General features: G+C 71.3%; 17 protein-coding genes and 3 pseudogenes. 10 read left to right on the forward strand and 10 right to left on the reverse strand.

Going from position 1 to position 16606, the window contains the following annotated elements; translation table 11 throughout:
* Positions 1-18: 18 nt before the first annotated feature.
* On the forward strand, positions 19-213 hold the full coding sequence (locus ACFXBC_RS03690) for a hypothetical protein (RefSeq protein WP_385018262.1): 195 nt from the start codon (positions 19-21) through the stop codon (positions 211-213).
* On the opposite strand, the gene ACFXBC_RS03695 is transcribed toward ACFXBC_RS03690, so the two are convergent.
* The 4 genes and pseudogenes from ACFXBC_RS03695 to ACFXBC_RS03710 all read right to left on the reverse strand — a co-directional run.
* A complete protein-coding gene (locus tag ACFXBC_RS03695; protein WP_385018264.1) occupies positions 170-1003 on the reverse strand; it encodes a M55 family metallopeptidase in 834 nt (277 codons plus the stop codon). The genes ACFXBC_RS03690 and ACFXBC_RS03695 overlap by 44 nt on opposite strands.
* Positions 1000-2409: a diaminopimelate decarboxylase gene (locus ACFXBC_RS03700; RefSeq protein ID WP_385018266.1), complete on the reverse strand. Its 1410-nt coding sequence runs from the start codon at positions 2407-2409 to the stop codon at positions 1000-1002. The genes ACFXBC_RS03695 and ACFXBC_RS03700 overlap by 4 nt, the downstream gene beginning before the upstream one ends.
* A gap of 224 nt (positions 2410-2633) precedes the next feature.
* Positions 2634-4832, reverse strand: coding sequence for a helix-turn-helix domain-containing protein (locus ACFXBC_RS03705; protein ID WP_385018347.1), 2199 nt, complete (start codon positions 4830-4832; stop codon positions 2634-2636).
* Positions 4824-5674 (reverse strand): annotated as a pseudogene (locus ACFXBC_RS03710) (helix-turn-helix transcriptional regulator); the annotation flags it as partial. The pseudogene ACFXBC_RS03710 and the gene ACFXBC_RS03705, both read right to left, overlap by 9 nt.
* A gap of 220 nt (positions 5675-5894) precedes the next feature.
* On the opposite strand from ACFXBC_RS03710, the gene ACFXBC_RS03715 reads away from it, so the two are divergent.
* The 4 genes from ACFXBC_RS03715 to ACFXBC_RS03730 all read left to right on the forward strand — a co-directional run bounded on the left by ACFXBC_RS03715 (position 5895) and on the right by ACFXBC_RS03730 (position 9634).
* A complete protein-coding gene (locus ACFXBC_RS03715) occupies positions 5895-6872 on the forward strand; it encodes an aldo/keto reductase (protein WP_385018268.1) in 978 nt (325 codons plus the stop codon).
* Positions 6873-6913: 41 nt separating this feature from the next.
* On the forward strand, positions 6914-7942 hold the full coding sequence (locus ACFXBC_RS03720; protein WP_385018271.1) for a zinc-binding dehydrogenase: 1029 nt from the start codon (positions 6914-6916) through the stop codon (positions 7940-7942).
* 35 nt (positions 7943-7977) lie between these two features.
* Positions 7978-8829 carry an aldo/keto reductase gene (locus tag ACFXBC_RS03725; protein ID WP_385018273.1) on the forward strand — a complete coding sequence of 284 codons (852 nt, stop codon included), beginning with the start codon at positions 7978-7980 and terminating at the stop codon, positions 8827-8829.
* 277 nt (positions 8830-9106) lie between these two features.
* Positions 9107-9634, forward strand: coding sequence for a flavodoxin (locus ACFXBC_RS03730; RefSeq protein WP_385018275.1), 528 nt, complete (start codon positions 9107-9109; stop codon positions 9632-9634).
* Positions 9635-9652: 18 nt separating this feature from the next.
* Here ACFXBC_RS03730 and ACFXBC_RS03735 read toward each other — a convergent pair.
* The 3 genes and pseudogenes from ACFXBC_RS03735 to ACFXBC_RS03745 all read right to left on the reverse strand — a co-directional run.
* Positions 9653-9991: pseudogene (locus ACFXBC_RS03735) on the reverse strand (Tn3 family transposase); the annotation flags it as partial.
* A gap of 72 nt (positions 9992-10063) precedes the next feature.
* On the reverse strand, positions 10064-10264 hold the full coding sequence (locus ACFXBC_RS03740) for a hypothetical protein (RefSeq protein ID WP_385018277.1): 201 nt from the start codon (positions 10262-10264) through the stop codon (positions 10064-10066).
* Positions 10265-10344: 80 nt separating this feature from the next.
* Positions 10345-10614, reverse strand: a pseudogene (locus ACFXBC_RS03745) (DUF4158 domain-containing protein); the annotation flags it as partial.
* Between the two features lie 178 nt (positions 10615-10792).
* Here ACFXBC_RS03745 and ACFXBC_RS03750 point away from each other — a divergent pair.
* Positions 10793-11437, forward strand: coding sequence for a TetR/AcrR family transcriptional regulator (locus ACFXBC_RS03750; protein WP_385018279.1), 645 nt, complete (start codon positions 10793-10795; stop codon positions 11435-11437).
* Positions 11438-11568: 131 nt separating this feature from the next.
* The gene (locus ACFXBC_RS03755; RefSeq protein WP_385018281.1) at positions 11569-13401 is read left to right on the forward strand and encodes a flavin-containing monooxygenase; all 1833 of its coding nucleotides are present in this window, start codon (positions 11569-11571) and stop codon (positions 13399-13401) included.
* Positions 13402-13429: 28 nt separating this feature from the next.
* On the opposite strand, the gene ACFXBC_RS03760 is transcribed toward ACFXBC_RS03755, so the two are convergent.
* Genes ACFXBC_RS03760 through ACFXBC_RS03770 form a run of 3 tightly spaced genes read right to left on the reverse strand, consistent with a single transcriptional unit; the run spans position 13430 to position 14680 of the window.
* Positions 13430-13639, reverse strand: a complete 210-nt coding sequence (locus ACFXBC_RS03760; protein ID WP_385018283.1) for a DUF397 domain-containing protein — start codon at positions 13637-13639, stop codon at positions 13430-13432.
* A 7-nt stretch (positions 13640-13646) separates the two neighbouring features.
* Positions 13647-13856 carry a DUF397 domain-containing protein gene (locus tag ACFXBC_RS03765; RefSeq protein WP_385018285.1) on the reverse strand — a complete coding sequence of 70 codons (210 nt, stop codon included), beginning with the start codon at positions 13854-13856 and terminating at the stop codon, positions 13647-13649.
* Positions 13838-14680: a helix-turn-helix domain-containing protein gene (locus ACFXBC_RS03770; protein WP_385018287.1), complete on the reverse strand. Its 843-nt coding sequence runs from the start codon at positions 14678-14680 to the stop codon at positions 13838-13840. Before ACFXBC_RS03770 ends, ACFXBC_RS03765 begins: the two co-directional genes overlap by 19 nt.
* A 252-nt stretch (positions 14681-14932) precedes the next feature.
* Here ACFXBC_RS03770 and ACFXBC_RS03775 point away from each other — a divergent pair, with 252 nt between their 5' ends.
* From ACFXBC_RS03775 to ACFXBC_RS03785, 3 genes are read left to right on the forward strand one after another with little or no spacing between them, the layout of a single operon-like run.
* Positions 14933-15217 carry a hypothetical protein gene (locus ACFXBC_RS03775; RefSeq protein ID WP_385018289.1) on the forward strand — a complete coding sequence of 95 codons (285 nt, stop codon included), beginning with the start codon at positions 14933-14935 and terminating at the stop codon, positions 15215-15217.
* The gene (locus ACFXBC_RS03780) at positions 15214-15510 is read left to right on the forward strand and encodes a hypothetical protein (protein WP_385018291.1); all 297 of its coding nucleotides are present in this window, start codon (positions 15214-15216) and stop codon (positions 15508-15510) included. The genes ACFXBC_RS03775 and ACFXBC_RS03780 overlap by 4 nt, the downstream gene beginning before the upstream one ends.
* A gap of 59 nt (positions 15511-15569) precedes the next feature.
* Positions 15570-16490 (forward strand): LysR substrate-binding domain-containing protein, encoded by a 921-nt coding sequence (locus tag ACFXBC_RS03785; protein WP_385018293.1) that lies wholly within the window; start codon positions 15570-15572, stop codon positions 16488-16490.
* The last annotated feature ends 116 nt before the right edge of the window (positions 16491-16606 follow it).

A 16606-nucleotide genomic window follows, 5' to 3' on the forward strand; every position in this document is an offset into this window, starting at 1 on the left:
GGTGCTGTGCGCGGTGCTGTGCGCGGTGCTGTGCGCGGTGCTGTGCGCGGTGCTGTCTGCGGTGCTGTCTGCGGTTTTCTCCGTGGTGCGGGGGAGGTCATGGCAACTCCAGTCATGGGCAACGTCGTTCGGGGGCGCGGGAATCCGCGCGGGGCGCCGGGGGGCCGGGTCAGGTCCAGTCGCCCTCGCGACCGCCGCCGATCACCCAGCTGAGCGCCCGGAAGCGCCGCAGCGCCGTCCTGGCGTCGGGGGTCTCCATCCGTACGGTCCTGGGCCCGGAGAGTGCGGCTCCGGACAGCGCGCTCGCCCGGTCCGCGAGGTGCGGGCTGTCCACGTCCACCTCCACCACGTGCGGCGCGGGCCGCCGGGCGGGGCGTGGCGGGGGCGCCGAGAGGGCTGCCGCCGCCGCACGGCGGATGTCGGCGGTGGTGACGGCCGGGGTGCGGCAGACGGCCGCGTGCCGGGAGATCGCCTTCTTCACGGTGACGGTCCGGCAGCCGGGTGCGTACCCGGTGGCCGCGCGGCAGGTCAGGTCGTCCCCGGTGACGAGGACGACGGGGACGCCTGCCTCGGCGGCCACCAGGGCGTTGAAGTGGCCTTCGCCGACCGGCTCTCCGTCGATGCGGACGCCGAGGATGCTGTGCGAGAGATAGGTGTGGGCAAGGACTCCCTGTTCGCCCGCGCCGGTGTGATAGCCGACGAAGGCCACCGCTTCGGCGCCGTCCTCCAGCCCCTCCATCATGCCGAGCGGCTTGTGCCGCCCGGTGATCAGGACCGCGCGCGGGTCGAGTTCCTCGATGAGTACGTTGTCCATGCCGCAGTGCGCGTCGTTGACGACGATCTCCTCCGCGCCCGCGTCGGCGAACCCGGCGACCGCGGCGTTGACATCCTGGGTGAGCAGCCTCCGGAAGCGCTCGTAGCGCGGTGTCCCCGCCGCCACGTCCGCCGGGGAGACGGTGCCCGTCGCTCCCTCCATGTCGGCGGATATCAGGACGCTCCTCACTCCGCCACCCCCTGCTCCGGTCCCCACTCGGAACCGCACAGCTCCACCAGGGCGTCCACCTGCGCGAGACCGCTCTCCTCCACGACCTGGCGCACGCTCTGCGCCTCGCGGACCGTCGCGAGGCGCACCTGTCCCGCGTCATCCGTCCGGTAGCCGAACACGGCCGGTCTGGGCAGGGAGTTGTACGAGAAGTGCGAGGAGAAGTAGTAAGCGCCGGTGTCGTACAGCGCCACCACGTCCCCGGGTTCGACCGCCGGGAGTTCCCGGGCGGTGGCGGTCAGGTCCCCGGCGAAGCAGCACGGTCCGGCGATGTCCACGGTCTGGAACGGCCCCTGCTTGGGGCGCCCCGCGGCGTCGAACACCCCGACACGCAGCGGCCAGGCGTCCGGCATGAAGACGGTACGGGTGGCCACCTGGGCTCCGGCGTGGGTGACCGCGATCCGTCTGCCGCCCGCCGACTTGGTGTACTCGACGAGCGAGCCGATGGTGCCGCTCTTCGCCAGCAGCGAGCGGCCGAACTCGGTGACCAGGGTGTAGCGGCCGTCGAGGAGTCCGGGGACCGCCTCGCGCAGTTGGTCGACGTACTCGGCGTAGGTGGGGCGGTCGTCCTCGCCGTCGAAGTTGACGGGCAGGCCGCCGCCGATGTCCAGGCCGGTGATCTGGGCGTGGCCCAGCCGGGCGTTGATCCGCTCCGCGAGGTCGTACGCGGTACGGATCCCCTCGGCGATGAGCGGCAACGGACAGCCCTGGGAGCCGACATGCGCGTGCAGGCGGTTGAGCCAGGGGCGCCGTACGAAGGCGTCGGCCACCGCGTCGACGGCCCCCGGGTCGCGCAGCGCGACGCCGAACTTGGAGGTCGCGGTCGCGGTGCTCATGGCCCCGATGGCCCCGGCGCCGACCTGGGGGTTCACCCGCAGCCCGATGGGTCCGGACGGCTCGCGGCCGGCCAGCAGACGGTCGACGCGCTCCAGCTCCTGGAAGTTGTCCAGGTTGATCGCGATGCCGTGGGCCAGCGCGAACTCCAGCTCCCCGACCGTCTTCGCGGGGCTGTCGAAGACCAGCCGGTCAGGGCTGAAACCGGCGGCCAGCGCCTGTTCCAGTTCGCCGGGCGATGCCACTTCGCACCCCATTCCGGCCTCGGCGAGCAGCCGCAGCACGGGCACAAGACCGCACGCCTTGGCCGCGAACGTGTGGTGGACCGTGGCCGGCCCGTCGAACGCCTCCTTCAGCGCGTCCACCGCTGCCAGTACCCCGTCGACGTCGAGGAGGCCGACCAGGGGCGAGCCGGGGCCGAGCAGCCCCTCGTCGACGGCGCGGGCAAGCGCCGCCTCACGGGCGCGCTCGCGCCGGGCCGCCGGGGAGGCGGGCTGGCGCTGCGGGGCCGGACCGGAATTCACTCGAAACACTCCTACGTGCTGGATCGGTCATACGTACTGAGCCGGACGTGCGTACGGAGTCGGGCGCGCGCCGGGCGGGCCGTGCGCCGCGCTCGTCGGACCACGGGCCGTCGTGCCCAGCTTCGGTGTACGGAGCCCGGCATGTCTTCGTCATCCAGGACCATGCCTGCCGGATTCACTTGTCCAGCTCCACAGGTAAACGATCATGCGATGGCCCGACCCGGTCCGCACCCTCACCCCGTACGGCGGCCGAGACGCAGCCCCACATCGGCCAGGAGCCGCACAGCCGGGTCTGCCAGGTCCACGCCGAACAGCTCCCTGGCCCGGCGCAGCCGGTAGCGCAGGGTGTTGGGGTGCACATTGAGGCGCCGGGCGGCCGTGGCCGTGTCGCCGAAGGCGTCGAGGTGGGATGCGACCGATTCGCCGTACCGCGAGCCGTGCGCCCGGTCGTGCTCCAGCATGGCGTGCACCGGCCCCGACAGCGCCTCCCACAGCGGCTCCACCCGGTCGAGGAGCCGCAGCACGGCCGCGTCGGACGCCACCTCCGGGTACGAGGCCACCGCCGACCCGGCCCCGGCTCCCGGCAGGCGCGCCGCCCGGTCCGCCAGCACCCGTACGACCAGCTCGGCGGCCTCACGCGAGGCGGGCAGCTCCGCCAGGTCCGCGACCACGGGCCCGGCACCGGCGAGGACCACACCGCGCGGTATCGAACGGGCCGCGGCCAGCAGGGTGCGCGCGGGATCGGTCTCCCCGTCCAGGGCCGGCACCAGGGCGTACAGCCGCTGCCCCGACCGCGCGGTCACACACCCGGGGCGGTAGGCGGCGGCCTGGAGCGCCAAGACGTCGAGCACCCGCTGCCCGACGTCGCCCGGCGCGGGCTCCCGGCCGTCGTACGCTTCCGCCACCAGCACGGCGTACGGCCGCCCCCGTACGATCCCGACGTCGTGCGCGGCCTGTGTGCTGCCCGCCAGGAGTGCGTGCACCGCACCCTCCCGGGCCGAGGCCGCCGCCCGGCCCCAGGTCCGGTGGTGCGCGAGGTGCGGGACCGCGGCGCGGCCCGCCGTCCGCAGCGCCGCCACGGCGTCATCGGCGAGCGGGCGCCCGTCGGCCGCGGCCCAGATCGAGCCGAGCACGTCGGAACCGTGCCGCACCGCGACGGCGAGCCGTTCGGCGTACCGGTCGTCGGCGGGGCGCCGCACCACGTCGTCGGTGTTCCAGAGGGTCTGGAAGAAGCCGCTCTTCCGCAGTTCGACCACCCGCCACCGGGGGACCTCCTGGCCGAGGATCGTGAGCCGGCGCATGGGGTCGGGCTCGTGGTCCATACGCGAGTACGCCAGGACCCGGGACTGCGGGTCCTCGATCGTGATCGCTCCCCCGACGAGGTCCGCCACGGTGTTGGCCAGCCCCGGCAGATCGCCCAGCCGCAGGCCGTCCACCCCGGCCGCGCCCGCGGACCGGTCCGGCGCGCTGTGCACCAGGGCCGTCCGCAACTGACCGAGGACCTCGGTCCAGCCAGGACCGGGAAGGCGGGTCAGCAACGCCGTACGCCCCAGCTCTGCCGCCTCCAGGAGAGCCGCGCCGGGCCCCCGGCGGCCACGCCGCATCACCACGGCCGCCGCACCCGCGCGGTCCGCGGCCCGCAGTACGTCGACCGCGTCGGGCGACGCGACCTCCACGCCGACCGCGAGCAGCACAAGCCCGGCGGCCACCCACACCTCTCCGTCCCGCTCCTCGCCCGGATCGTGCAGCACCACATCGGACACGGGCACACCGGTACCGCGCGGCGCCACGACAACATCGAGCGTCCCGGCCGCGATCAGCGCGAGCAGCTGCCCCAGCGTGGGGCCATGGCCATGGTCGGGGCGGTCCGTTACGGAGATGTGCATCTGCCCATGGTGTCCGGGTGTGAGTAGTCGGCGTACAGGAATCCCGGTGAGAACAATCATGGTTACGAGCTGAGCGCTGCGGTGTCCGGGCGGGGCCGGGGAACGTCGCCGGGTCTGGAGGGCGGCGAAGTCGGTGTGGGTCTGTTCGGTGGCTTCGGGGTACGCCTCCCGCTTGGCGTGTTCTGCGAGCGCCCGGTAGATGCTGGCGACAGAGGGTCTCTGTCCTTTGCGCTTGCCGGTGGGGACGATCAGGTCGATCTGGATCTGCTCGACGGACTCGCCGCCCGCGCGGCGCCGGAGCACGCTGTGGAGCATGCCGTCGGTGATGACCGGCGGCCGGCCGCCGTGCTTGCCCTTGCGGGCGGCAGTGTCGAGCCCTTCGAGCGTGGACTCGCGTATGTTCTCCCGCTCGGTCTCCGCCATCGCGGCGAAGAACGCGAACAGCAGCTTCCCCGGCCCGGTCGGGTCGTAGATGCCGGGCAGCGGACCGGCGAGCATCTCCAGGATGAGGCCGTGGGTGGTGAGGTGGTCGGCGAGCGCGGTCATGTCGAGCAGGAGCAGGGCGTCGTGGTCGGGTGTGCCGGGTTCGGCGGTGCAGACGCCGATGTGCTGGCCGGGAGTGCCTTCCACCTGCAGGGACTGGGAGGTGAGCGTGAGGGTGCCGACGCGGGGGTGGTGGAAGGTCTTCTGTACGGGCTTGCGGCCGGTGACCTCGTAGCGTTCCCACAACCGGGCGAAGTCGGGGCTCTTGAGGAGGAGCTCGCCGACAAGGTTGGTCAGGTCCGGGGCGTCGGGAGCGGTGCCCGCGACGGCGCGCAGGCGGGCGACGCAGGCGGTGATCTGGCGGTCCCAGTCCGGGAACAGGTCTCGCGCAGCCGGGTGGAGGAAGAGGTAGCGGGCGAGGTTGCGGTGTTTGACGGGCCAGTCGTCCAGGCCCGCGTACAGGGCGAGGCCGCCGGGGTTCCAGGCGAGCATGTCCATGCTGCGGCTGATGACATAGGCCGGGTTCGGTCGGAGCGACTCCAGGAGCAGCTTCAGGTGGGGCGGACGGCGCGGCTCGGGGCCGGTGGGGGTCCGGGGGCGTAGCGGGCGGCTCGTGCGGCGAGTTCGCGCAGGTGCTGGTGTTCCTGGTCGTCCATGTGCAGGGCGCGGGCGAGGGAGTCGAGAACGGCGGGGCTGGGGCGGGTCTCCTTGCCGCGTTCCAGGCGTACGTAGTAGTCGATGCTGATGCCGGCGAAGGTGGCCAGTTCCTCGCGGCGCAGGCCGGGGGTGCGGCGGATGCCGGCGCCGACGGTGAGGCCGACGTGTCCTGGACTGGTCTGGGTGCGGCGGGCGCGCAGGAAGCGGCCCAGCTCGGCGCCCTCGCTGTTTGCGCTCTGGGATGCCATGACTCCAGTTTCACCCGGCAGACAGCTGCGCCGCAGATGGGAGGGGGGACCTGCCATTACCCCCGAAGAGCCCGCCCTGCCACACCCGAGCAATCCGGGCGAAGGTGAATGAGGAAGACGCCGACCTCCTCGCTCCCACCCGGACTTCGACGGGCACGGCCTGCCGGGCCGGGCAAGAGTGAAAGAAGACCAGGCGACACCTTGATCGGAAGAGGGCGAGATGCGGTACATCAAACTGCGTGACCTGGAGGTTTCCCGGATCGGCCTGGGAGCGATGGGGATGTCCCATGGTTACACCGGCTCGGGCACGGACGACGCGGAGTCGATCAGGACGGTGCACCGTGCGCTGGAGCTGGGAGTCACCCTCATCGACACCGCCGAGATCTACGGCCCGTACACGAACGAGGAGCTGCTCGGGAAGGCGCTGAAGGGCCGCCGTGACCAGGTGGTGCTGGCCACCAAGTTCGGCCTGGTCTCGCACGCCGGCAACGGCGCGTGGAACCTGGACTCCAGCCCGGCCAATATCCGCACCGCCGTCGAGGGCTCCCTGAAGCGGCTGGGCACCGACCATATCGACCTGTACTACCAGCACCGCGTCGATCCGAACACGCCGATCGAGGAGACCGCCGGCGCCGTGGGCGAACTGATCGCCCAGGGCAAGGTCCGCGCCTTCGGGCTCTCCGAGGCCGGGCCAGACACCATCCGCCGGGCCCACGCCGTCCAGCCGGTCACAGCGGTCCAGTCCGAATACTCGCTCTTCACCCGGGGCATCGAGGAGCGCGTCCTGCCCGTCCTGCGGGAGCTGAACATCGGCCTGGTGCCGTTCTCCCCGCTGGGCCGCGGGATGCTGACGGGCACGGTGCGCTCCACCGACCAGTTCGACGAGAACGACTTCCGCCGTGACAACCCGCGCTTCACGGGCGAGAACTTCCGGCGCAATCTGGCGCTGGCCGACGAGGTCAAGGCGCTGGCCGACGAGGTCGGTGCCACGCCCGGGCAGGTGGCGCTGGCCTGGCTGCTCGCCCAGGGCGACGACATCGCCCCCATCCCCGGCACCAAGCGCGTGGCCCGGGTCGAGGAGAACGCCGCCGCCGACACGGTCACGCTGACGGCCGAGCAGCTGGAGCGGCTCTCCAGCCTGCCGCCCGCCGCCGGCGACACCCACACCGAGGCCCAGGCCCGGATGCTCGAACGCTGACCCCGGCCCCGCAACGATCCCCGTTTGGAGCAGTACCCCTGATGCGTGCAGCAGTGATGTACGGAGCCGGAGACGTCCGCGTCGAAGACCGGCCCGACCCCAAGATCGTTCAGCCCGCCGACGCTGTGGTGCGCGTCATCGCCTCCTGCGTGTGCGGCAGCGACCTGTGGCCCTACGCCTCGATGCCCGCTACCGGCATCGGCCGCCCCATGGGGCACGAGTTCCTCGGCGTCGTGGAGGAGACCGGTTCGGACGTGACCGGACTGCGGACGGGCGACTTGGTCGTCGCGCCCTTCACGTACAGCGACAACACCTGTGACTACTGCGCCAAGGGCCTGCACATCTCCTGCCGCAACGGCGGCCGGTACGGCTTCGACGGCGTGGACGGTGGTCAGGGCGAAGCCGTCCGCGTCCCGCACGCCGAGGGCACCCTGGTGAAGCTGCCGGTGGCCGCCGACTCCGCGCTGCTGCCTTCACTGCTTGCGCTGTCGGACGTCATGACCACCGGCCACCACGGCGCGGTCACCGCAGGTGTCGGCCGCGGCGACACCGTGCTGGTGGTCGGGGACGGCGCGGTCGGCCTGTGCGCGGTGATCGCCGCCAAGCGGCTGGGTGCCGAGCGGATCGTGCTCGCCGGCCGCCACGCGTCCCGTACCGGCCTGGGCCGCGAGTTCGGTGCCACCGATGTGGTCGCCGAGCGCGGCGATGAAGGCATCGCCCGTATCCGCGAGCTGACCGGCGGCGTGGACAAGGTGATCGAGGCCGTCGGCACCCGCCCCGCCCTGGACACCGCGCTCGGCGCGGTCCTGGACGGCGGCACCGTCAGCCGGCTCGGCGTCCCCCAGTACGAACAGGGCCCGATCGGCCCGGCCGGGTTCATGCGCAACATCACCCTGACCGGCGGCGCCAGCCCCGCCCGCGCCTACATCGAGCAGCTGCTGCCCGACGTCCTGGACGGCACCATCGCCCCCGGCCGCGTCTTCGACGAGACCTTCCCCCTCGACCAGGCTCCGGACGCCTACCGGGCCATGGCCGACCGCCAGGTCCTCAAGGCCCTCATCCGCCCCTGACCCCGCCCCCGCCCGCACAGCGAAGGAATCCCCTCATGCAGCACGTAACCCTGAACAACGGTGTCGAGATGCCGCTCCTGGGCTTCGGCGTCTACCAGATCCCCGCCGAGGACACCGAGCGCGCCGCCTCCGACGCGCTGGCCGCCGGCTACCGGCTGCTGGACACCGCAGCCGCCTACGGCAACGAAGAAGCCGTCGGCCGCGCCATCACCTCCAGCGGCATTCCCCGTGAGGAGCTGTTCGTCACCACCAAGCTGTGGGTCCAGGACGCCCCCGCCGAGGACAACACCCGCCGCGCGCTGGAGACGTCCCTGACCAAGCTGGGCCTCGACCACGTCGACCTGTACCTGATGCACCAGCCCTACGGCGACGTCTACGGCCAGTGGCGCGCCATGGAGGCCGCCCACCGCGAGGGCCTGACCCGGGCGATCGGCGTGGCCAACTTCTACCCCGACCGGCTCTTGGACCTGATCCTCAACAACGAGATCACCCCGCAGGTCAACCAGATCGAGACCCACCCCTTCTTCCAGCGCACCGCCGACCACGACCTCATGCGCGAGCACGGAGTGCAGCACCAGGCATGGGGCGGCTTCGCCGAAGGCAAGAACGACCTGTTCACCCACCCCGTCCTCACCGAGGTCGGCAAGGCGTACGACAAGTCCGCCGCCCAGGTCGTCCTGCGCTGGCTGATCCAGCGCAGCATCATCACCATCCCCAAGTCGGTACGCCCCGAGCGGATGGCCCAGAACCTCGACGTCTTCGACTTCCAGCTCACCGACGACCAGATGGCCCAGATCACCACCCTCGACACCGGCACGACCCTGTTCTTCGACCACCACGACCCCGAAATGGTCGCCTGGCTCGCCAAGCGCCGTCTGGACAGCTGAGCGGCCGCCCCCGCCGCAGCAAAGCGTGTGCCCCGCAGCGGGCCGACCGGGGCACACGCCCGGCCCGCCACACACTCCAACGGTTCACCGGGGGCCGTCCACCGTGATCACCCCACAGCACCACGGCGCCCTGCCGGGCCGGCGCACCGTTCTGCGCGGCGCGCTGCTGACCGCAACCGCCGCCTTGAGCGCGCCCCCCTTGGCGGGCTGCTCACCGCCCTCACCGCGGTCCGGCACCCCCACCGCCTCCCCGTCCGCCACGACCAACGGAAGCAACGTGAGACGAGTCCTGCTGGCCTACTTCTCCCGCCCGGGCGGGAACTACTCCTACGGCGGCCGTACCGACCTGAAGGTTGGCAACACCGAGGTGCTCGCCAGCAAGATCGCCGACCGCACCGCCTGCGACACCTACCGCATCCAGGCCGCCGACCCCTACCCCCACGACTACGACGCCACCGTGAAGCGCAACGTCCGCGAGCAGGACACCGACGCCCGCCCGGCCATCGAGGGCCGCCTGCCCTCCCTCGATGGCTACGACACCATCCTCCTGGCCAGCCCCATCTGGAACGTCCGAGCACCCATGATCATGACGACGTTCACCGAAGCCCTCGACTTCCGCGGCAAGACCATCCATCCGGTCACCACCTACGCCATGAGCGGACTGGGCACCACCGAACGCGACTACGCCGCCTCCTGCCCCGGCGTGACCCTCGCCGAGGGCCTCGCGGTACGTGGCGAAGAGGTCAAGGACGCCGACACGGAAGTCGAGGCATGGCTGCGACGCATCGGGCTGCCCACCCGGTGACGGTTCCTGCCGGGCACGTCACGGCTGCTCGCCGTCCTCATCACCGTCCTCGGACGCATCCGGGTCGCGAAAGGGACGCAGGCCCTGGCCGGGGCTGCTGGCCTTGATGTTGAACAGGTAGCGGCCCAGGAAGTTGATATGGCGGTCCTTGAGCGGGGACAGGCGGGCGACGTCCTCGTCCTTGATGTCGCGTCCCTCGGCACGGAGCCGAGCCACGGCGGCATCCAGGTAACGGGTGTTCCACAGGACGACGGCGTTGAGGACCAGCCCGAGGGCGGCGAGCTGGCCCTCCCGGTACGCCTGGCCGATCTGGCCCCGTCCGCCGTGGCAGGTCGCGGAAGCGCGGCGCGAAGCGGAAGCCGGGCATCTTGTACAGGCCGAAGGCCATGTCGGAGTAAGAGGCGTTGTCGGTCGCGACCGTCTCCGGCTTCACCCCGCGAGCTTGTCCACCGACAGGCGGGCGCGTCCGCCGCCCTCGGGGACGACGATCTCCACCTTCGCATCGGCGCCGGCCTCCTCCGGGCGGTCGGCCATCTGCCGCCACGTCGCGTCCAGCCCTCTCACGAGCCGGGCCAGGTGCTCCTCGGCGTCCTCGGTCAGGGGCACGCCCGCGAACACGTCCGAGCGCATCGCCTCCCCCACCGCGGACCGTCCAGCAGCCGGGCGCGCGGCTCCGCCCACCGGTTCGACGGGGCGGCGAACACATCACGCCGCTTCACGGACGAGGCGTCGGCGATGCCGAGCTGCCCGGCCAGGTACTCCACGGCCTCCCACGGCACCGCGATCGGGTCCTCTCCCAGAAACCGGCCGACGTAGCGGACCGTGCAGATCTGCACCGCCATGCCCAGCCGGTGCACGTCCGTACGGCGCAGCGCGATCAGATCGCGGTCGTCATCGTCGAGGAAGAAGAACCGCTCCAGCTCCGGGCGCGTGGGCACCTCGGTGAACGTTCCGTACGCCTCGGCCTGCTCATCAGACAGTTAAGTCAGTTGCTTGACCGGTGATCGGTGGCGGCGCTTAACTGGGTGACGTCGGAGTTCGCGTCTACGGAAGCCATGCAGTGAGCCAGGCCATGAGCCGTTCAGTAAGCCGTGCAGTAAGTGACACAGCCCCGCAGGCACCCACCGAGGGCCGCGGCACACCGGTGGGGTGGCGGCGGTGACGCCCGCCACGGCGCGGCACGCGCGGGTCGCCGCCACACGGGAGCTGCTGGTCTCGGCGGCGGAGCGGCTGTTCGCCGAGCATGGAGTGGTGGCTGTCTCCAACCGCCAGGTCAGCGAGGCCGCGGGCCAGGGCAACAACGCCGCTGTCGGCTACCACTTCGGCTCCAAGGCCGACCTGATCAGGGCGATCGTGCACAAGCACAACGACCAGATCGAGCAGGCACGCGCGGAGAAGGTCGAGCAGGCCACCGGCTCCACCGACGTGCGCGCCTGGGTGGCCTGCCTGGTGGACCCCTTCGTGCTCCATGTCGCCGGCCTCGGTGTGCCCTCCTGGTTCGGCCGCTTCTACGCACAGATCGGCACCGACCCCGTCTACCGGGAGATCATGACGGACGAGTCCCTCCATTCGCCCGCGCTGGTCCGGGCCGTCGACGGGCTCAACAGCTGCCTCCCCGGCCTGCCGCCCGAAGTACGTCTGGAACGCGGTGCGATGACCCGGCACCTCGTGGTGCTCGTCGTCGCCGAACGGGAACGCGCGCTCGCCGAGGGCAGCCCCACCCCGCGCGACGACTGGCAGCAGACCGCGACCGGTCTGAGCGACGCGATCGCGGGGATGTGGCTCGCGCCCGTCTCGCAGTGACCCGGCCGCGCCGGGCATCACGGGGCGGCTGCCGAAGCCGCACCGCCGCCGCCCCACGTCCGGGACCAGACCCGGCACGGTTCCCGAGATCCCCGAGGTCCCCGAGATCCCCCGAAAGAAAGTGCGTGGCCATGTCCTCTCCCCGCAGCACGCCCGACGCCGTACAGGACCTGCCGTTCGATCCGGACGCCCTGCGGGCTCGTTACCGGGCCGAGCGGGAACGCAGGATCCGCCCCGAGGGAAACGCCCAGTACCAGCGCCCCACCGGCCGGTTCGGATCCTTCGACGAAGACCCGTACGCCGAACCGCTGCCCTCCCGCGAGCCGCTCCGCGACCGGGTCGACGCCGTCGTCATCGGAGGCGGGTTCGGCGGCCTTCTCGCAGGCGCGCGGTTACGGCAGGCGGGCCTGGGCTCGATCCGGCTGATCGAGAAGGGCGGCGACTTCGGCGGCACCTGGTACTGGAACCGGTACCCCGGCATCCACTGCGACATCGAGTCGCACATCTACCTGCCCCTGCTGGAAGAGGTCGGCTACGTCCCGAAGTGGAAGTACGCGCCGGGCGAGGAGATCCGGCAGCACGCGCGGGCGATCGCCCGCACCTTCGACCTCTACCGGGACGCCTGCTTCCAGACACAGGCCACCGGACTGCGCTGGGACGAGAGCGCGTCCGAGTGGCTGGTGAGCACCGACCGGGACGACCGGATACGGGCGCGGTACGTGGTGACGGCGACCGGCACCCTGAGCCAGACCAAGCTCCCCGGCATCCCCGGCATCGACACCTTCCGGGGCCACATGTTCCACACCAGTCGCTGGGACTACGGCTACACCGGCGGAAGCGCGGACGGGAATCTGCACAAGCTCTCCGACAAACGCGTCGCCCTGATCGGCACCGGTGCGACCGCCGTCCAGTGCGTGCCCCATCTGGGCGCCGACGCCAAGGAGTTGCTTGTCTTCCAGCGCACGCCCTCATCGGTCGACGTGCGCGGCAACCGCCCCACCGACCCCGGCTGGGCCGCGTCCCTCGCCCCCGGCTGGCAGCGGCGGCGCAGGGACAACTTCCTGACCCTCGTCACGGGCGGCCGGGCGGACGAGGACCTCATAGACGACGGCTGGACCAGCAGCGCCCGCCTCCAGCAGAAGATGATCCCGACCGACAGCTACGCGGATCTGCCGCCCGAGGAACGCGAACGCACCGAGGAGCTGGCGGACTTCCAGAAGATGACCGAGATCCGCGAGCGGATCGACACCGTCGTCACGGACCCGGAGGTCGCCGAGCTGCTCAAGCCCTGGTACCGCTACATGTGCAAACGGCCCACCTTCAGCGACAGCTACCTCCAGACCTTCAACAGGCCCCACGTCACCCTGGTCGACACCGCCGACAGCCACGGCGTGGAGAAGATCACCGAGAACGGTCTCGTGGTCAACGGCACCCTCTACGAGGCCGACTGCATTATCTTCAGCACCGGCTTCGAGGTCGGCGTCTCGGGTATCACCTCGGGACGTCTTCCCGTACACGGCCGCGACGGTGTCCCCCTCACCGAGGCATGGCGGCAGGGCCCCCGGACGCTCCACGGCTTCTACAGCCACGGGTTCCCCAACCTCTTCCAGCTGGGCCCGCTGCAGAACGCCAGCGCCGTCAACTACGTCCACATCCTGGACGAGCAGACCATCCACGTCGCCGAAGTCGTCGCCGAAGCACACAGGCGCGGGGCCCGGTACGTCGAACCCACGGCGGAGGCCGAGGAAGCCTGGGTCACGACGATCCGGGAGAAGGCCGTCGACCTGTACGCCTTCCATGCCGAGTGCACCCCCGGCTATTACAACAACGAGGGCATGCCCAGGCAGCGCCGCGAGTCGTTCGCCGACGGACCGATCGCCTTCCACTCGCTGCTCCGGGAGTGGCGCGCGAACGGCGGCATGGACGAGGTTCTGGTCGGCACTGAACAGCACGGGCCCCGCTGACCGTTCACCGGTCGGCGGGGCCCGCCGGTCAGGCGCCCAGCGCGTCGTCCCGCAGAGCGGAGACGAACGACGACCAGCCGTGCGCGGCGAAGGCGAGCACGGGGCCGTCCGGGTTCTTGCTGTCGCGTACGGGAACGACGGCGGCGAAGTCGTCGGAGACCTCGACGCACGCCCCACCGTCCTGATTGCTGTAGCTGCTCTTACGCCACGCCACCGTGCTCAGGTCCATGTTCCGCATGAGACTCTCAGCTCCTCAATTCACCGTCCCGCAGAGCGGAAACGAACGATGACCAGCGGTCCGCGGCGAAGGTGACCACGGGCCCGGCGGGGTACTTGCTGTCGCGTACGGGGATTACGGCGGCGAAGTCGTCGGAGACCTCCAGGCACGCGCCACCGTCCGAGTTGCTGTAGGAGCTTTTACGCCAGTTCGTAACGCTCAGGTCGAGGGATCGCACGGTACTTCCTCCAACATACGCAGGATGAACTTCCGTGACTCGGTCGGGGACAAGGCCAAGTCACGTACCGCATCGTAAGCACGTTGCAGCCGCTCAACCGGCCCGTCATCCTCGATGAGTTCGCCCCGGTAGGCGTTTTCCGTATAGGCCACGGTACGCCCACCAGGCAGACGCAGAAACCAGACATCGGTGCTGTCCAGCCCATAGGGCCCCACCCGGAATGGCAGCACCTGCACAGTCACATCGTCGCGCTCGCTCATCTCCAGCAGGTATTCCAACTGCTTCCGCCACTGGCCGAGATCGCGCAAGGGCGTCCGCAGGACAGCCTCCGAAAGAATCGTCCGGAACGGAGGCGCATCCGCGCCTTCCAGCAACTCCCGCCGCCCCATCCGAGCTTCCACTTGCTGTGTCAGCTCCGGCTCCCGGAGCCCACCGGCAGCCAGCACTTCTCGCGCGTAACCCGGCGTCTGCAACAACCCCGGCAACACGCTCACCGCAAAATGCCACAGGCTGGTCGCATCCGACTCCAGAGCCATGTACTGCCGGTACCGCTCGCGAAACTGCGTCCGGTCCTTCATCGCCAGTTCCCACAGCACCAGCAACAGCCCCTGCGTGCCGAAGAAATGGTCCAGGGCCTGGATCACCTCAGGCCCGCCCAGCGTCTCGCCCTTCTCCATCTTGCCGAAGAGCGAGTAGTCCCAGCCGAGCCGTTCACCGACCTGCCGCAGGCTCAGGCCCCGCTCGGCGCGCAGTTTCCGTAACTCCTCCGCGAACCGCTGACGCGGTTCCTGGCTGCGGCTGGTGACAAGGCGTCGTTGCGGCATGGCGCTCCTTCCAGGGCGCTCCGGCCCGCCCGGAATTCGCCCCCGTACCGGTACACATACACGCGCACCCGCCCGTCCCGCGCATTCACTGTGGAACGTGTGGAACGTAGCGGACCGCGAGAGAACGAGAACGCGCCATCGGGGCAGTCCGGCCCGCCGGGCGCCATTCTCGTAACACCCCCACTACGCACCGTAATTCACGGCTGGTGGGCCCGGCAGCGAAATCACCAACAATCCGCGAGGAGATCCACCATGTCGACGCCTCCCCCGCTCCCCCGCCGTACCCCGCCCGCCCCCGCCACCGGCAGCCCGAAGGTGCAGGAGGCGCTCGACGCACGCGACACCCTCGCCGAGGCGCTGACCAGCGCCGGTATCCAGCTCCCCGCCATGGACGTACGCACCCCGTGGTTCGAGGCCGGCGGGGAACACGACGAGGCCCCGGCCAGTACCCGCTACGCGCTCGTCTACCTCGGGGTGTGCTCCGCGCCGGTCGCGCTCGCGCTGGCCGCCGTCATCGCGAAGGGCGCGGGCCGGTGAGCGCCACCGGGGAACCGGGGCAGGAAGCCTCACTCCCCCGCCCGGGGACGGCCGTGCGCGACATCGCGAGCCACCGCGTCGGCATCGTCATGGGCCAGGAGGGGCCCTGGCTCCAGCTCCGGCCGCTGGGCGGCGGACGCGAGTGGGACGCCGATCCGGCCCGCGTACGGCCGGTCGGCCCGGCCGAACTGCTCCAGGCCCGGGTCGCCGAGGCCAATGCCCGCAGCCGGTCCCCCCTCGGCGCCGTACCGGAGCCGCCACCGAACGGCCGGACCGATGCCGGTGCCGGGTAGCCTCCCCGGAGGGCGCGGCGGTGGTCCGGGCGCGCGCCCAGTGCGAGATCGGATGGGCGATGGCCAGTGCGGGAACGATGACGATGGCCCAGCTCCGCGCCTTCCTCGCGGCGGCGCGCACCGGTTCCTTCACCGCGGCCGGGGCCGAGCTGAATCTCGCGCAGGCGTCGGTCTCGGAGCTGATCCGGCGCCTGGAACAGGAGTACCGGCTGGTCCTCTTCGCCCGGGGCGCCCGCAGGCTGACCCTGACCGGCGCGGGGCGTGCGCTGCTGCCGGCGGCCGAGCGCGCGGTGGCCGGATTCGACGCCGCTGACGGGACGCTGCGCGCCTACGGCGGGCTCACCGGCGGGACCGCGAGCTTCGGCGTGCTGCGCAACGCCGAGTACTACCGGCTCACGCATCTCGCCCGGACCTTCCACGAGCGGCACCCGGACGTACGGGTCCGGCTGGTCGGGCAGAACTCGGTGGAGGTGGCGGCGGCGGTCGCCCGGGGCGATCTGGAGGCGGGCATCGTGGTGCTGCCGGTGGACGTCACCGGTCTTGACGTCCGTCCGCTGCTGCGGGACGAGGTCGTCATGGTGACCTCGGACCCCTCCCGGTACGGCGCGGCGGTGACCGCGGCCGGTCTCGCGGCGGCGCCGCTGGTGCTCTACGACGCGCACTTCGGCTGGGACGAGCCGACGCGGCGCCAGATCCGGGACTGGGTGACCGCCGAGGGGCATGAGCTCAGGCCGGTCGTCGAGGTGGAGTCCGTGACGTCCGCGCTGCGTCTGGTGAGCGGCGGGACGGGCGACACCTTCGTGGCGCGGGCGGTCACCCGCAGCGACGACTTCCCGGCCGGTCTGCGGATCGTCCCGTTCGCGGAGCCGTTCTACGACGTCGTCGCCTCGGTCAGCCGCGATGCGCGCACCCTCTCGCCCGCCAGTCTCGAACTGCTGCTGCTGGCCGAGGAGATGATCCGTTCGGTGAAGGACGCCTGACGGCAGGGCCGTCCTCGGGGGCGCGCCGGGAGGTACAGGGTTGTCCGATGGCCCGGACAGGTTCGCACCGGGTACCCGGCGGGCCAGGCCGCTCCTAACGTTGCGTTGACCAGCCG

The organism is Streptomyces sp. NPDC059398, from assembly GCF_042751845.1.
Lineage (GTDB): Bacteria > Actinomycetota > Actinomycetes > Streptomycetales > Streptomycetaceae > Streptomyces.

What these genes read in the sequence shown, in the direction of transcription:
- ACFXBC_RS03705 (WP_385018347.1), bottom strand. Translation starts at nt 4,832, where the DNA reads ATGACCGCGCTCGCCGACCACCTCACCACCCACGGCCTCATCCTGGAG.
- ACFXBC_RS03715 (WP_385018268.1), top strand. Translation starts at nt 5,895, where the DNA reads ATGCGGTACATCAAACTGCGTGACCTGGAGGTTTCCCGGATCGGCCTG.
- ACFXBC_RS03720 (WP_385018271.1), top strand. Translation starts at nt 6,914, where the DNA reads ATGCGTGCAGCAGTGATGTACGGAGCCGGAGACGTCCGCGTCGAAGAC.
- ACFXBC_RS03725 (WP_385018273.1), top strand. Translation starts at nt 7,978, where the DNA reads ATGCAGCACGTAACCCTGAACAACGGTGTCGAGATGCCGCTCCTGGGC.
- ACFXBC_RS03740 (WP_385018277.1), bottom strand. Translation starts at nt 10,264, where the DNA reads ATGCGCTCGGACGTGTTCGCGGGCGTGCCCCTGACCGAGGACGCCGAG.
- ACFXBC_RS03755 (WP_385018281.1), top strand. Translation starts at nt 11,569, where the DNA reads ATGTCCTCTCCCCGCAGCACGCCCGACGCCGTACAGGACCTGCCGTTC.
- ACFXBC_RS03760 (WP_385018283.1), bottom strand. Translation starts at nt 13,639, where the DNA reads ATGCGGAACATGGACCTGAGCACGGTGGCGTGGCGTAAGAGCAGCTAC.
- ACFXBC_RS03770 (WP_385018287.1), bottom strand. Translation starts at nt 14,680, where the DNA reads ATGCCGCAACGACGCCTTGTCACCAGCCGCAGCCAGGAACCGCGTCAG.
- ACFXBC_RS03775 (WP_385018289.1), top strand. Translation starts at nt 14,933, where the DNA reads ATGTCGACGCCTCCCCCGCTCCCCCGCCGTACCCCGCCCGCCCCCGCC.
- ACFXBC_RS03785 (WP_385018293.1), top strand. Translation starts at nt 15,570, where the DNA reads ATGGCCAGTGCGGGAACGATGACGATGGCCCAGCTCCGCGCCTTCCTC.